We start from the raw sequence: 13,238 nt of genomic DNA, 5'->3' as shown, positions 1-13,238 counted from the left end.
TCAGAAGGTCCGGCCGGTCAGAAGGTGAGGACGAGGCGGCCGCGGGTGCCGCCGGCGGCCAGCCGGCGGTGCGCGTCGGCGGCCCGCTCCGCCGGGTACGTGTCGGCGACCCGCGCGGTGAGCACGCCGGCCTCGACCGCCCGGCGCAGCCCGTCGAGCAGGTCGGTGCGGTGCGCCGAGGCGGCGACCATGATCCGGTGCACGCCGATCCCGCGCCCCGGCTCGCCCTCCCAGTACCGCACCGAGGCGATGCCGCCGCCGTCGGCCACCGCGGGCACGATCAGCTCGTCCAGCACGGCCGCGTCGATCAGGCCCGGCACGCCGGCCGGGGCCTCGGCCCGGAACCGCTGCGCCACGTCGTCGCCGCGGGCCACCACGACGTCCGCGCCGAGCGCGGTGACCAGCGCGGTGTCCGCCGGCGCCGCGTCGGCGAGCACCCGCAGCCCACGGTCGCGGCCGAGCTGGACGGCGTACCCGCCGACGGCGCCGGCGGCGCCGGTCACCGCGAGGGTGTCGCCCGGCCGCAGCGCGAGCGCGTCGAGCGCGAGCACGGTGGTCAGCCCGTTCATCGGGATGGTGGCCGCCTCGACCAGGCTCGCACCGGCGGGTACCGGCACCGCCTGCGCGGCGGGCACCACGAGCAGTTCGGCGTAGGCGCCCTTGGTCGGGCTCGCCGGTACGGCGATGGCCATCACCTGCTCGCCGACCGCGCGCCCGGTGACGCCGGTACCGACCTCGTCGACGGTGCCCGCGGCGTCCATCCCCGGCACGTACGGCGGGGTCTGCGCGGCGAGCCGGGAGCGCTGGCCGCCGGCGCGCAGCAGGGTGTCGGTCGGGTTGACGGCGGCTGCCGCGACCCGAATGCGTACCTGGCCCGGGCCGGCGTGCGGCTCCGGCACGTCGACGACGCGCAGCTGTTCCGGCCCGCCGAACTCGGTCACACCGACGACCTTCATCGAGGTACCTCCACGACCATCCGCATGTTCGATGCCCGTCGAACCATAGCGCGCCGGTCGGAGCGGGGCGAATCGAGCCTGCCCATCCGGCCGCCGAGCCCGCCCGCAGGCGGTCAGGCGGTGCTCAGGCGCGGGTCCTAGGCTGGCGGGGTGACGACCCACGCCCTCCGCCGGCGGCTGGCGGCCGCCGGACTCGCCGGACTGCTCACCGTGCTGGCCAGCACCGGCTGCGCGTTCGGGCCGCCGAACGAGGAAGACCAGGGCACCCCGCCGAAGCTGCCGAGCCCGTCGGTGTCGTCGGACTCCGACGACGGCGGCGCGACCGTGCAGGTGATCGCGAAGCGGCTGACCGTGCCGTGGGGCATCGCGTTCCTGCCCGACGGTACGGCGCTGGTCACCGAGCGGGACAGCGGCAGGATCCTCAAGCTGAAGTCCAGCGGCGGCAGCGTGGCGAAGCCGACGACCGTACAGACGATCAAGGAGTCGGTGCACGACGGCGAGGGCGGGCTGCTGGGCATCGCGGTCTCGCCGAAGTACAAGACCGACAAGACGGTCTTCGTCTACTACTCGACCGCCGACGACAACCGGATCGCCAAGCTCAAGCTCGGTGGTACCCCGAAACCGATCGTCACCGGCATCCCGCATTCGTCGGTGCACAACGGCGGCGCGCTCGCCTTCGGCCCGGACGGCTACCTGTACGCGGGCACCGGCGACGGCACGCAGACCAGCAACGCGCAGGACAAGTCCAGCCTGGGCGGCAAGATCCTGCGGATGACCACCGACGGCAAGCCGGCGCCGGGCAACCCGTTCGGCGACTCGCTGGTCTACTCGTACGGGCACCGCAACGTGCAGGGCCTCGCCTGGGACCGCGGCAAGCGGCTGTACGCGACCGAGTTCGGCCAGGACAAGTGGGACGAGGTCAACCTGATCAAGCCCGGCAGGAACTACGGCTGGCCGAAGGCCGAGGGCAAGAGCAGCAACTCCGCGTACACGAACCCGCTGGAGATTTTCAAGCCGTCGCAGGCCTCCTGCTCCGGCGCGGCGATCTCCGGTTCGATCCTGGTGACCGGCTGCCTGGCCGGCCAGCGGGTGTACCTGATGCAGCTCGACGGCAAGGGCGGCGTCCTCGGCGCACCTCAGCACACGCTGGACAAGCAGTACGGTCGGCTGCGCGCCGTGGTGGCCGCGCCGGACGGCACGCTGTGGGTGTCCACCTCGAACAAGGACGGTCGCGGCTCGCCGATCGGCGACGACGACCGGATCCTGCGGCTGGTGATCTCCGGCGGCAACAAGGTCGACAAGAGCTGACCCGGAGCGCCCCGCTCGGCCACTGTCGGTCACCGCACCTCGGGGTGCTCCGCGTGTGAAGTGGTGGCCGTGCGCACTTCGCGGCACCATGGGGGCGGCCGTGCCGCCAACCCGACGGAGTTCAGCGTGACCAGTGACCAGGACCGCGTGGCGACGCCCGCCGCGGGACTCGTCGAGGCGCTGCGACCGGTCACCCGCCGGCTGCGCACCGGTGCCGGGCGGGTCCGCGCGGCGCTGTCCAGCCGGCCCGGACGGGTCACCTGCCGGTACCTGTTGATGCTGGTGGTGACGCTGATCGGGATGGCCGGCGGGCTGCTGCTGGGCGGTCAGCGGTCGGCCGCGGTGGGCCCGTTCCAGGCCCACCTGGCGATCACCCCGAGCCTGGTCGGCGACACCCAGGTGCAGATCCCGCCGCTCGGGTCGCTGTCGCTGGACAGCCACGACGGTCCGCTGCACCTGACCATCAACCTCGGTTCGCTGGACCGCAAGCGGGCCGAGGCGCTGGTCAGCGACCCGAACGGGATCGCCGCGGCCAGCCAGCACGCGATCGGCGACCTCAAGCACGGCATCGAGCTGCTCGCCATCCAGGCCGGCGCCTCGGCGCTGCTCGGCGGGGTGGTGCTGAACGCGCTGGTGTTCCGCCGGTGGCGGCGCACCGCGATCGCGGCCGGGATGTCGGTGCTGCTGCTCGCCGGTGCCGGCGCCTGGACCGCCGCCTCGTTCCGGCCGCAGTCGATCGAGGAACCGCGGTACGAGGGGCTGCTGACCATGGCACCGGCGGTGGTCGGCGACGCCCGCAGCATCGTGAACAACTACGGTCAGTACTCCAAGGAGCTGCAACGGCTGGTCGACAACGTCGCCAAGCTGTACGGCACGGTCTCCAACCTGCCGGTCTACGAGCCCAGCGAGGGCACCACCCGGGTGCTGCACATCTCCGACATGCACCTGAACCCGGCCGCCTGGGGTGTGGTCGAGACGGTCGTCAAGCAGTACAACATCGACCTGGTGGTGGACACCGGCGACATCGTCGACTGGGGCTCCACGCAGGAGGACGCCTACATCGCCAACGTGAAGAACATCAAGGTGCCGTACGTGTACATCCGCGGCAACCACGACTCGGCGGCGACCGCCGCGGCGGTGCACAAGCAGGGCGCGATCGTCCTGGAGAACCAGGTGCGCACGGTCGACGGGATCACCTTCGCCGGCATCGGCGACCCCCGGTTCACCCCGGACAAGGACACCGAGCCGGCCAACCCGAACGACCCGGAACCGAGGGACGTCACCGTCGAGGAGTCCGGCAGGCAGCTCGCCGGCACCATCCAGGGGTACGACAAGGACCATGTCGACGCGCCGGTGAACGTGGCGCTGGTGCACGACCCCGGTGCCGCGCCGGCGCTGGCCGGCAACGTACCGCTGGTGCTCGCCGGGCACCTGCACCACCGGGAGACCCGCAACCTGGGCAGCGGTACCCAGCTGATGGTGGAGGGGTCGACCGGCGCGGCCGGGCTGCGCGGGCTGGAGCCGAAGACGCCGACACCGATGGAGCTGTCGGTGCTCTACTTCGACACCGAGCACGCGCTCAAGGCGTACGACGAGATCAGCGTCGGCGGCACCGGCCAGTCCGAGGTGACGCTGCAGCGGCACATCATCGGGGACGGCAGACCCGGCCAGTCGCCCTCCCCCAGCGGTTCGGGCTCGGGCTCGCCGTCCGGCTCGTCGTCACCGACCCCGCGTCGCTGACCGCCTCGCCGCCCGACGGTCGCGCCACCGACCTACCGACCCACCGACGGTCAGCGCAGGCCGTTGATGGTGAGGCGCAACGAGTACAGCGAGGTGGTGGCGGTGACGAACAGGTGGTTGCGCTTCGGCCCGCCGAACGTGAGGTTCGAGACGATCTCCGGCAACCGCAGCTTGCCGATCAGCTCGCCGTCGGCGGCGAAGCAGTGCACCCCGTCGTGCGCGGCCGCCCACAACCGGCCCGCGTCGTCGAACCGGATGCCGTCGAACGACCCCGCGTCGCAGCTGGCGAACACCTCTCCGCCGGTCAGGGCCCCGTCCGCCACGTCGAACCGGCGGATGTGCGTGCGCGGCGTGTCGACCACGTACAGGCTCGACCAGCCCGCGTCGAACGCCAGCCCGTTGGGGCGGTGGAAGTCGTCCGCGACGACCCGGACGGTGCCGTCGGGATCGAGCCGGTACACGTGGCAGGCGCCGATCTCGCTGTCCGCGCGGTTGCCCTCGTAGTCGCTGGAGATGCCGTAGTCGGGGTCGGTGAACCAGACCGAACCGTCCGGATGCGTCACCACGTCGTTCGGGCTGTTGAACCGCTGCCCCCGGTACCGATCGGCGAGCACCGTGATGCTGCCGTCGTGCTCGGTCCGGGTCACCCGGCGGTTGCCCTGCTCGCAGCTGACCAGCCGGCCCTGCCCGTCCCGGGTGTGCCCGTTGGCGTACCCGGCCGGGGCCCGGAAGACGCCGACCGCACCGGTCGTCTCGTCCCAGCGCAGGATCCGGTCGTTCGGGATGTCGCTGAACACCAGGTACCGCCCGGCCGGGAAATACGTCGGACCCTCCACCCACCGGCAGCCGGTGTGCAGCCGCTCGACCCACTCGTCCCCGCCGACCGGGCGGAACCGCTCGTCGCGCACCTCGAACTCGGTCCGGATGAGGTCAGCCATGGTCCCCCCAGGCGCGTCGACGACGATCCGCCACGCTATCCCACCCGGGCGCCGCAACGACGACGGCCCGGCATCCCCTGCGGGACACCGGGCCGTCGGTGTGCTCGGCCACCCGGCCGCGCGCCGGGCGCCGCGAACGGCTACTCGGCGGTGAGCCGGGCGATGATCAGCTCGCGCACCGACTTGGCGTCGGCCTGGCCGCGGGTCGCCTTCATGACCGCGCCGACCAGGACGCCGGCGGCGGCCACCTTGCCGTCGCGCACCTTCGCGGCGACGTCCGGGTTGGCCGCGATCGCCTCGTCGACCGCCGCGGTCAGCGCGCCGGTGTCGTTGACGACCTCCAGGTTGCGGGCGGCCATCACCTCGGCCGGGGTGCCCTCGCCGGCCAGCACGCCGGACAGCACGGTGCGGGCCAGCTTGTCGGTCAGCCGGCCGCCGTCCACCAGCGACTGCAGTTCCGCGACGTGCGCCGGGGTCGCGGTCAGCTCGGCCAGTTCGGCGTCGTGCTCGTTGGCGTAGCGGGACAGCTCACCCAGCCACCACTTGCGGGCCGACTCCGGGCTCGCGCCGGCCGACACGGTCGCCTCGATCAGGTCGAACGCCCCCGCGTTGTCGATGGCCTGCATGTCCAGCTCGGACAGGCCCCACTCGGACCGCAGCCGGGCCCGCTTCGCGGCCGGCAGCTCGGGCAGCTCGGCGCGCAGCTTCTCCACCCACTCCCGCTCGGGCGCGAGCGGCACCAGGTCCGGCTCCGGGAAGTACCGGTAGTCGGTGGCGGTCTCCTTGACCCGTCCGCCCATCGTCTCGCCGGTGGCCTCGTTGAAGTGCCGGGTCTCCTGGTGGATGACGCCGCCGCCGTCCAGCACCTCGGCCTGCCGCAGCATCTCGAACCGGACCGTACGCTCCACGCTGCGCAGCGAGTTGACGTTCTTGGTCTCGGTCCGGGTGCCGAACTCGGTCGCGCCGATCGGCATCAGCGACACGTTCACGTCGGCCCGGATCGAGCCCTGGTCCATCCGCGCGTCGGACACGCCCAGCGCGCGGACGATGTCGCGGATCGCCGCCACGTACGCCCGGGCGATCGCCGGCGCGTCCGCACCGGCGCCGACGATCGGCTTGGTGACGATCTCCACCAGCGGGATGCCGGCCCGGTTGAAGTCCAGCAGCGAGTGCGTCGCGCCGTGGATGCGACCGGTGGCACCGCCCACGTGCAGCGACTTGCCGGTGTCCTCCTCCATGTGCGCGCGCTCGATGGCGACGGTGACGGGCTTGCCGTCCACGTCCACGTCGATCGCGCCGTCGAAGCAGATCGGCTCGTCGTACTGGCTGGTCTGGAAGTTCTTCGGCATGTCCGGGTAGAAGTAGTTCTTCCGGGCGAACCGGCACCACTGCGCGATGTCGCAGCCCAGCGCCAGGCCGATCTTGATCGCGGACTCGACGCCGACCGCGTTGACCACCGGCAGCGCGCCGGGCATGCCCAGGCACACCGGGCAGATCTGGGTGTTCGGCTCGGCGCCGAACGTGGTCGGGCAGGAGCAGAACATCTTCGTCCGGGTGCCGAGCTCGACGTGCACCTCCAGCCCCAGCACCACCTCGTACCGGCTGAGCACGTCGGCGAGGTCCGTCGTTGCGACGCTCACGAGCGTTCCTCCTTCGTCGGAACGTTCACGAGGCTCCGCAGGGCACGATGCCCGTGATTCGCTCGCGCACGCTCGCTCATGCGGTCACCTCCGGGGTCTGGTCCGCGAGGCGCGGCGACTGGGTCGACTCCAGCGCCGCGGCCACCCGGTACATCCGGTCGTCGGCCATGGTCGGCGCCATGATCTGCAGGCCCACCGGCAGCCCCTCCGACAGTCCACAAGGGACGGAGATGGCCGGTCCGCCGTACAGGTTGGACGGGATCGTGTAGAGATCCGCCAGGTACATCTGGGTCGGGTCGGCGGTGCGCGAGCCGAACGGGAACGCCACGAACGGCGTCGTCGGCGCGGCCAGCACGTCCACCTGCTCGAACGCGGCGGTGAAGTCGCGGGTGACCAGCGTGCGCACCTTCTGCGCCTGGCCGTAGAACGCGTCGTAGTAGCCGGCGGACAGCGCGTACGTGCCGAGGATGACGCGCCGCTTGACCTCCGGGCCGAAGCCGCGGTCCCGGGTCAGCGACATGACCTCCTCCAGCGCGCGGCTGCCGTCGTCACCGACCCGCAGGCCGTAGCGCACGCCGTCGAACCGGGCCAGGTTCGACGAGCACTCGCTCGGTGCGATCAGGTAGTAGGCCGGCAGCGCGTACTCGAAGTGCGGGCAGCTGACCTCGACCACCTCGGCGCCGAGCTTGGTCAGCGTCTGCACGCCGGCCTCGAAGGCCGCCACCACGCCGGGCTCGGCGCCCTGCGCCGCGGCGAACTCGCGCACCACGCCGACCTTCACCCCGGTCAGGTCGCCGGTCAGGCCACGGCGGGCCGCCTCGACGACCGGCGGTACCGGCGCGTCGATGCTGGTCGAGTCGCACCGGTCGTGGCCGCCGATGACCTCGTGCAGCAGCGCCGCGTCGGTCACCGTCCGGGTCACCGGGCCGGCCTGGTCCAGCGACGAGGAGAACGCGATCAGCCCGTACCGGGAGACGCCGCCGTAGGTGGGCTTCGCGCCGACGGTGCCGGTCACCGCGCCGGGCTGGCGGATCGAGCCGCCGGTGTCGGTACCGATGGCCAGCGGCGCCTCGCGGGCGGCGACCGCGGCGGCCGAACCGCCACCGGAGCCGCCCGGGATCCGGCCGGTGTCCCACGGGTTGCGGGTCGGCCCGTACGCGGAGTATTCGGTGGACGAACCCATCGCGAACTCGTCCATGTTCGTCTTGCCCAGCACCACCAGGCCCGCCTCGCGCAGCCTGCGCACCAGGGTCGCGTCGTACGGCGGGAGCCAGTGCTCCAGGATCTTCGACCCGGCGGTGGTCGGCATGTCCTGGGTGACGACGACGTCCTTCACCGCGACCGGCACCCCGGCCAGCGGGCCGAGCTTCTCCCCCGCCGCGATCCGCCGGTCCACCTCGGCCGCCTGCGCCACCGCGGACTCGCCGGCCACGTGCAGGAACGCGTGCACGGCCGGGTCCACCGCGTCGATGCGGTCCAGGTGGGCCCGGGTCACCTCGACCGCGGAGGTCTCACCGGCGGCGATCGCCGCGCCCAGCTCCTCGGCCGTCCGGCCGGTCAGCTCGCTCATGCCCGCTCTCCGCTTCGCTCCGACCGGACATGAGGCACGAACGCACGATGCCCATGATTCACTCGCTGCCGCTCGCTCATGCCCGCTCTCCGCTCACCGTCGGGCCGCTGATCCGCTCGCGCACCTCAGGCCTCCTCGGACAGGATCTGCGGCACCCGGAACCGGTCGTTCTCGACCGCCGGGGCGCCGGCCAGCGCCGCCTCGCGGGAGAGTCCCGGGCGCGGCTCGTCGGCGCGCATCACGTTGGTCAACGGCACCGCGTGCGAGGTCGGCGGGATGTCGTCGGCGGCGACCTCGCCGATCCGCGCCACCGAGGACACGATCTGGTCGAGCTGGCCGGCGAACGTGTCCAGCTCGTCCTCGGTCACGGCAAGCCGCGCGAGGTGCGCGAGATGCGCGACCTCCTCGCGGGAGATGGCGGCCATCACTGGCTCCTTGTCGGTCTTGGCTGGTGTGATCTCGACCGGCTGGCACCGGTCCACCTGCGCATTCGTACCCGCTACGCAGCGTCCCCGCGAGTCTATTGCGGCGCCGGAGCCCCCTTCCTCCCGGTCCACCGCCCGGCGCCTCGCTCGCCCCACCGACGACGGGGCCCGCACGGGCCGTCGGGCCGGCGCCTGGCCACTACCGGCCGTCCAGCTCGGCCTCCAGCTCGGCGATCGTGGCCCGCAGCCACTCCTTGTCCGCCTTGCGGGTGGCGGCGCCCAGGGTCAGCATCCCCCGGCGGTACCGGTCGGTCATCTCGACGGCGCGCCGGGGCCGGCCGCGGTCGTAGAAGAAGCTCGCCGGCTGCGAGGAGAAGTCCAGCCGGCGACGCAGCACGGCGAGCTGGTCGGCCACGTCCGGCAGGTGCGACAGGAACGCCATCAGGACGAAGAACGAGTTGCGGTCGGTGATCTCGACCTCGGCCGGTTCGCGCAGCCGGCGCAGCAGTTCCTCCCGGCCGGCCTCGGTGAGCGACAGCACCTGCCGGGGCGTCGCACCGACGCCCTTCTCCTGGCGCCGGTCGAGGTGACCGGCGGCGCGCAGCCGGTTGATCGCCGGGTAGAGCGCGCCGTCGCTGACCGGGCGGACGTGCCCGGACAGTCCGGAGATCCGCGACCTCAGCTCGTACGCGTGCAGCGGCTCCTCGGCGAGGAACCCGAGGATGCACAGGCTCAGCATGGTCCTCCTGTCGGTCGGCTCACAAACCATCGTAACGAGTTGACTCGATCCGACCTACCTCTATTAGAGTCCTGCGCACTACACCTCGATTCGAGGCAACCGGAGGACGCCGTGACCGCCATGCACCACCTGACCACCCCCGACGGGATCCGCCTCGCGTACGCCGACACCGGCGGCACCGGCCGACCGCTGCTCGCGCTGCACGGGGCGTTCGGCCGCGGGCGGCCGTTCCTGTCGCTCGCCGACCGGCTCGGCCCCGACTGGCGGATCGTCGCGCCCGACCAGCGCGGCCACGGCCGCTCCGACCGCGCCGCCGACTACGGCCGGGAGGCGTTCCTCGCCGACACCGCCACGCTCGTCGAACGCCTCGACCTCGCGCCCTGCGTGCTCGTCGGCCACTCGCTCGGCGGGCTCAACGCGTTCCAGCTCGCCGCCCGGCGGCCCGACCTGGTCCGCGCGTTCGTGGTCGTCGACATGGCCGCCGAACTGCCGCCGCACGACAGCGACTGGCTCGACGGGCTGCCCGAGACGTATGGCAGCCTCGACGCGCTGCGCACCGAGATCGAGGCCCGGGTCAGCCTCGGCGAGCCGCTGCACTTCCTGGAGGGCGCCGTCGAGACCGACCAGGGCTGGCGGCTGCGCTGGCACCCCGACGACATGCGCGAGGTCAAGCGGCAGGTGTTCGGCGAGCACTGGGCCGACTGGTACGCGAGCGACCAGCCGGCGCTGGTGCTGCGCGGCGGCGCCAGCCCGATCGTGCCCGACGACATCGCCCGACGCATGCTCGACCGGCCGAACACCCGCCTGGCCACCATCGACGACGGTACGCACGACTTCTACCTGACCCACCGGACGCGGTTCCACGACGCCGTGGCCGAGTTCCTGACGACGCTGTGACCACCGCCCGACCGACCCGACCGGCACCGAAGGACAGGTACCCGCATGACCATCCGCCACGCCCAGGTACGCCCCGACGCGCGGATGCGCTGGGTCGAACTGCCCGGCGCCGACCCGGCCCGGGTGTACGTGCACGGCCTCGGCTCCAGCTCTCCGGCGTACTTCGCCGGTACCGCAACGCATCCGGCCGCTGAGCGGCGGTGCTCCCTGCTCGTCGACCTGCTGGGGTACGGGATCAGCGACCGCCCGGCCGACTTCTCGTACACGCTGGCCGACCAGGCCGGGATGCTGGCCGCCGCGCTGGACGCGGCCGGCGTGCGCGCCGCGGAGGTGGTGGCGCACAGCATGGGCGGCTCGGTCGCCGTCCTGCTCGCCGCCCACCGGCCCGGCCTGGTCTCGCGGCTGGTCGCGGTCGAGGCCAACCTCGACCCGGCACCGCGGCCCCGCCTCGACGGCTGGGACGAGTCGTCCTTCGCCGCCGAGGGGTTCGCCCGGACGCTGACCGCGGTCGGCGAGGAGTGGGCCGCCACCATGCGGCTCGCCGACCCGGTCGCGGTCTACCGCAGCGAACGATCCCTCGGCGCCGCCGACCTGCGCGGCACGATCGCCGCACTGCCGATGCCGACCGTGTACGTGCAGGGCGCCCGCAGCGGCCCGCTGGCCGGCGCCGCCGCCCTGGCCGAGGCGGGCGTCGAGGTCCGGGTGGTCGCCGATGCGGGACACAACGTCATGCTCGACAACCCGGACGGCTTCGCCGCCGCCCTGGCGTGGTGACCGCACCGGCGCGGCGCCCGCCGCGGCCGGTACCCGGCTCAGGTGTGGGCAGGGTCGGGGGTGTCGGTGGACTGGCGGACGCGCGGTGGGCGGTAGCGGGCCAGCCAGCTGGTGAGCTCGGCCGCCGGCATCGGCCGGGCGTAGAACCAGCCCTGGGCGACCTGGCAGCCCAGCGCGGACAGCCGGCGCCAGGTGCGCTCGTCCTCGACCCCCTCGGCGACCACCCGCATGCCGAGCGCCCCGGCCAGCTCGATGATCGACCGGACGATCGCCGCGTCGTCCGGGTCCGAGCCCATGCCCAGCACGAACGACCGGTCGATCTTCACCTCGGACAGCGGCAGCCGGCGCAGGTGCAGCATCGACGAGTAGCCGGTACCGAAGTCGTCCAGGGACAGCGCGATGCCGAGCCGGTCCAGCCGGCGCAGCGTGGCGAGCACCCGGCGGGGGTCGGCCATCAGCGCGCCCTCGGTGATCTCCAGTTCGATCTGGCTCGGCGCCACGTCGTGCCTGTCGAGCAGGCCGGCGAGGTGGTCGACCAGATCGGCGGTGTGCAGGTCGCGGACGCTGACGTTGACCGCGGCCCGCAGCACCAGCCCGTCGCGCTGCCACTGCGCCACCCGCGCCACCACCTCGTCGAGCACCCGGTAGGTCAGCAGCCGCATCACCGCGGTGTGCTCGGCGGCGCGGATCACCTCCTCCGGTCCGACCATGCCGTGCTCGGGGTGGCGCCAGCGCAGCAGCGCCTCGACCCCGACCACCTCGCCGGAGTCGATCGCCACCTGCGGCTGGTAGAACACGCCCAGCTCGCCGAGCTCCGGGCGGTCGGGGCGTTCCAGGGCGCGGCGCAGGTCGCCGAGCAGGCCGAGCCGGGCGGCGGAGTTGTGGTCGGCCTCCGGCGCGTACACCGAGACCGAGTCGTTGCGCTGCTTCGCCTCGTACATCGCGACGTCGGCGTGCTGCAGCAGCTCGTCGAAGTCGGTGCCGTGCCGCGGGTACACCGCCACCCCGATCGAGGAGGCCACCTCCAGCGGCATCCCGTCCAGGTGTACCGGCCCGGACAGCACGGCCGCGACCCGCTCGGCGAACGCGTGCGCCGTGTCCAGGTCACCGACCGCGGTGCGCACCACCGCGAACTCGTCCCCGCCGAGCCGCGCGACCAGTACGTCCTCGGGCAGCCGGGCCCGCAGCCGGCGGCCCGCCTCGACCAGCAGCCGGTCCCCCACACCGTGCCCGAGCGCGTCGTTGACCTCCTTGAACCGGTCCAGGTCGAGCACCAGCAGCAGCGGGCCGGGGCGCGCGTCGCCGTCCCGGCGGGCGATGTCGTCCTCGATGCGTTCCTGCAGCGCCTTGCGGTTGGCCAGGCCAGTCAGCGGGTCGTGCCGGGACTCCCGGTCGCGCTCGGCGGCGACCCGGGCGCTGCGGTACACCGCGAACAGCGGCACCAGGATCAGCGCGATCAGCCACGGGCTGGTACTGATGGCGCCGGCCAGCACCGGCGCCAGCAACAGCAACGCCCCGGTGGTCTGCAATTCGAACGACAGCCCGCCCCACACCGTCGACCACCAGTTGCCGCCGAACCGGAGCCGGACCGCGGTGTCCACGATCAGCTCGCTGACCACGAACCAGGCGGCGGCGGCACCGACCACCGCGACCGCGTGCCAGCCGGTGGCCCGGAACACGTCGTCCCGGACGGTGTGCAGCACCAGGGCGGCGGCCCCGTAGGCGAGCAGGTACTGGGCGAGGTTGAACGCGGCGCGCCACAGCTTGGCGTGCAGCCGCCAGGTCGATCCGATGATCGCGACGACGGCGAGCAGCACGGCCGGGCCGAGGCCCCACAGCAGCAGCACGGTGAAGCCGAAGCACACCGACGGGAACACCCCGACCGAGCTGCTGCGCTGCCGTGGTCCGCTGAACGGGCCGGCGTCCACCACCGCCGCCAGCAGGATCAGCAGCCAGGCGTCGACCGGCAGGTCGGGGATGGCGCGGACGAGCCCGGGCAGGCCGAGCGCGACGACCGCGGCCCCGGCGGCGATGACCACGGCGAGGTAGCCGACGAAGACCCGCTTGTGCCGCAGCGGCGGCTCGTTGCGCAGTGCCGTCGACTCCATCCACCCCTCCGAGACGGAAGAAGGTCACCGGCGGACCGACGCGCCGGGGCACGTGTCGCCGATCGCCGAGGTCGCGCCGTGTGGACCCGCACAACTGGACGACCTCGGTGTGAAACGAGGTCGATCGGGCACAGTGACGCCTA

General features: G+C 73.0%; 11 protein-coding genes. 4 read left to right on the top strand and 7 right to left on the bottom strand.

The window, feature by feature from the left end; all coding sequences use genetic code 11:
• Positions 1-17 precede the first annotated feature (17 nt).
• The gene (locus tag NUM_RS18220; protein WP_207126080.1) at positions 18-956 is read right to left on the bottom strand and encodes an NADP-dependent oxidoreductase; all 939 of its coding nucleotides are present in this window, start codon (positions 954-956) and stop codon (positions 18-20) included.
• 150 nt (positions 957-1,106) lie between these two features.
• Here NUM_RS18220 and NUM_RS18215 point away from each other — a divergent pair, with 150 nt between their 5' ends.
• Positions 1,107-2,264, top strand: coding sequence for a PQQ-dependent sugar dehydrogenase (locus NUM_RS18215; protein ID WP_225918665.1), 1,158 nt, complete (start codon positions 1,107-1,109; stop codon positions 2,262-2,264).
• A gap of 126 nt (positions 2,265-2,390) precedes the next feature.
• Positions 2,391-4,004 carry a metallophosphoesterase gene (locus NUM_RS18210; protein WP_207126079.1) on the top strand — a complete coding sequence of 538 codons (1,614 nt, stop codon included), beginning with the start codon at positions 2,391-2,393 and terminating at the stop codon, positions 4,002-4,004.
• Positions 4,005-4,054: 50 nt separating this feature from the next.
• On the opposite strand, the gene NUM_RS18205 is transcribed toward NUM_RS18210, so the two are convergent.
• The 5 genes from NUM_RS18205 to NUM_RS18185 form a co-directional block, all read right to left on the bottom strand.
• The gene (locus tag NUM_RS18205) at positions 4,055-4,942 is read right to left on the bottom strand and encodes an SMP-30/gluconolactonase/LRE family protein (RefSeq protein ID WP_207126078.1); all 888 of its coding nucleotides are present in this window, start codon (positions 4,940-4,942) and stop codon (positions 4,055-4,057) included.
• 140 nt (positions 4,943-5,082) lie between these two features.
• The gene (gatB, locus tag NUM_RS18200; protein ID WP_207126077.1) at positions 5,083-6,582 is read right to left on the bottom strand and encodes an Asp-tRNA(Asn)/Glu-tRNA(Gln) amidotransferase subunit GatB; all 1,500 of its coding nucleotides are present in this window, start codon (positions 6,580-6,582) and stop codon (positions 5,083-5,085) included.
• Positions 6,583-6,658: 76 nt separating this feature from the next.
• Positions 6,659-8,152, bottom strand: a complete 1,494-nt coding sequence (gene gatA, locus NUM_RS18195) for an Asp-tRNA(Asn)/Glu-tRNA(Gln) amidotransferase subunit GatA (RefSeq protein ID WP_207126076.1) — start codon at positions 8,150-8,152, stop codon at positions 6,659-6,661.
• Between the two features lie 125 nt (positions 8,153-8,277).
• Entirely contained in the window at positions 8,278-8,577 is a 300-nt protein-coding gene (gene gatC / locus NUM_RS18190; RefSeq protein ID WP_207126075.1) for an Asp-tRNA(Asn)/Glu-tRNA(Gln) amidotransferase subunit GatC, read from the bottom strand.
• Positions 8,578-8,776: 199 nt separating this feature from the next.
• Entirely contained in the window at positions 8,777-9,316 is a 540-nt protein-coding gene (locus tag NUM_RS18185) for a PadR family transcriptional regulator (RefSeq protein ID WP_207126074.1), read from the bottom strand.
• A gap of 120 nt (positions 9,317-9,436) precedes the next feature.
• Between NUM_RS18185 and NUM_RS18180 the strand changes: the two genes are divergently transcribed.
• Positions 9,437-10,213 (top strand): alpha/beta fold hydrolase, encoded by a 777-nt coding sequence (locus NUM_RS18180; protein WP_225918671.1) that lies wholly within the window; start codon positions 9,437-9,439, stop codon positions 10,211-10,213.
• A gap of 45 nt (positions 10,214-10,258) precedes the next feature.
• A complete protein-coding gene (locus tag NUM_RS18175; protein ID WP_225918664.1) occupies positions 10,259-10,987 on the top strand; it encodes an alpha/beta fold hydrolase in 729 nt (242 codons plus the stop codon).
• 38 nt (positions 10,988-11,025) lie between these two features.
• Here NUM_RS18175 and NUM_RS18170 read toward each other — a convergent pair whose 3' ends face one another.
• Entirely contained in the window at positions 11,026-13,095 is a 2,070-nt protein-coding gene (locus tag NUM_RS18170; RefSeq protein ID WP_207126072.1) for a putative bifunctional diguanylate cyclase/phosphodiesterase, read from the bottom strand.
• Positions 13,096-13,238 lie beyond the last annotated feature (143 nt).

Origin of the sequence: Actinocatenispora comari (assembly GCF_017312725.1) — a bacterium.
Classification (GTDB): Bacteria; Actinomycetota; Actinomycetes; order Mycobacteriales; family Micromonosporaceae; genus Actinocatenispora; species Actinocatenispora comari.
The sequence above is the reverse complement of the archived record's forward strand: the minus strand, read 5'-3'. Positions and strand labels throughout refer to the sequence as shown.

Excerpts from the sequence above, each read along its gene's own strand:
- NUM_RS18220 (WP_207126080.1), bottom strand. The coding sequence starts at position 956 with ATGAAGGTCGTCGGTGTGACCGAGTTCGGCGGGCCGGAACAGCTGCGC.
- NUM_RS18205 (WP_207126078.1), bottom strand. The coding sequence starts at position 4,942 with ATGGCTGACCTCATCCGGACCGAGTTCGAGGTGCGCGACGAGCGGTTC.
- gatA (WP_207126076.1), bottom strand. The coding sequence starts at position 8,152 with ATGAGCGAGCTGACCGGCCGGACGGCCGAGGAGCTGGGCGCGGCGATC.
- gatC (WP_207126075.1), bottom strand. The coding sequence starts at position 8,577 with ATGGCCGCCATCTCCCGCGAGGAGGTCGCGCATCTCGCGCACCTCGCG.
- NUM_RS18185 (WP_207126074.1), bottom strand. The coding sequence starts at position 9,316 with ATGCTGAGCCTGTGCATCCTCGGGTTCCTCGCCGAGGAGCCGCTGCAC.
- NUM_RS18180 (WP_225918671.1), top strand. The coding sequence starts at position 9,437 with ATGCACCACCTGACCACCCCCGACGGGATCCGCCTCGCGTACGCCGAC.
- NUM_RS18175 (WP_225918664.1), top strand. The coding sequence starts at position 10,259 with ATGACCATCCGCCACGCCCAGGTACGCCCCGACGCGCGGATGCGCTGG.
- NUM_RS18170 (WP_207126072.1), bottom strand. The coding sequence starts at position 13,095 with ATGGAGTCGACGGCACTGCGCAACGAGCCGCCGCTGCGGCACAAGCGG.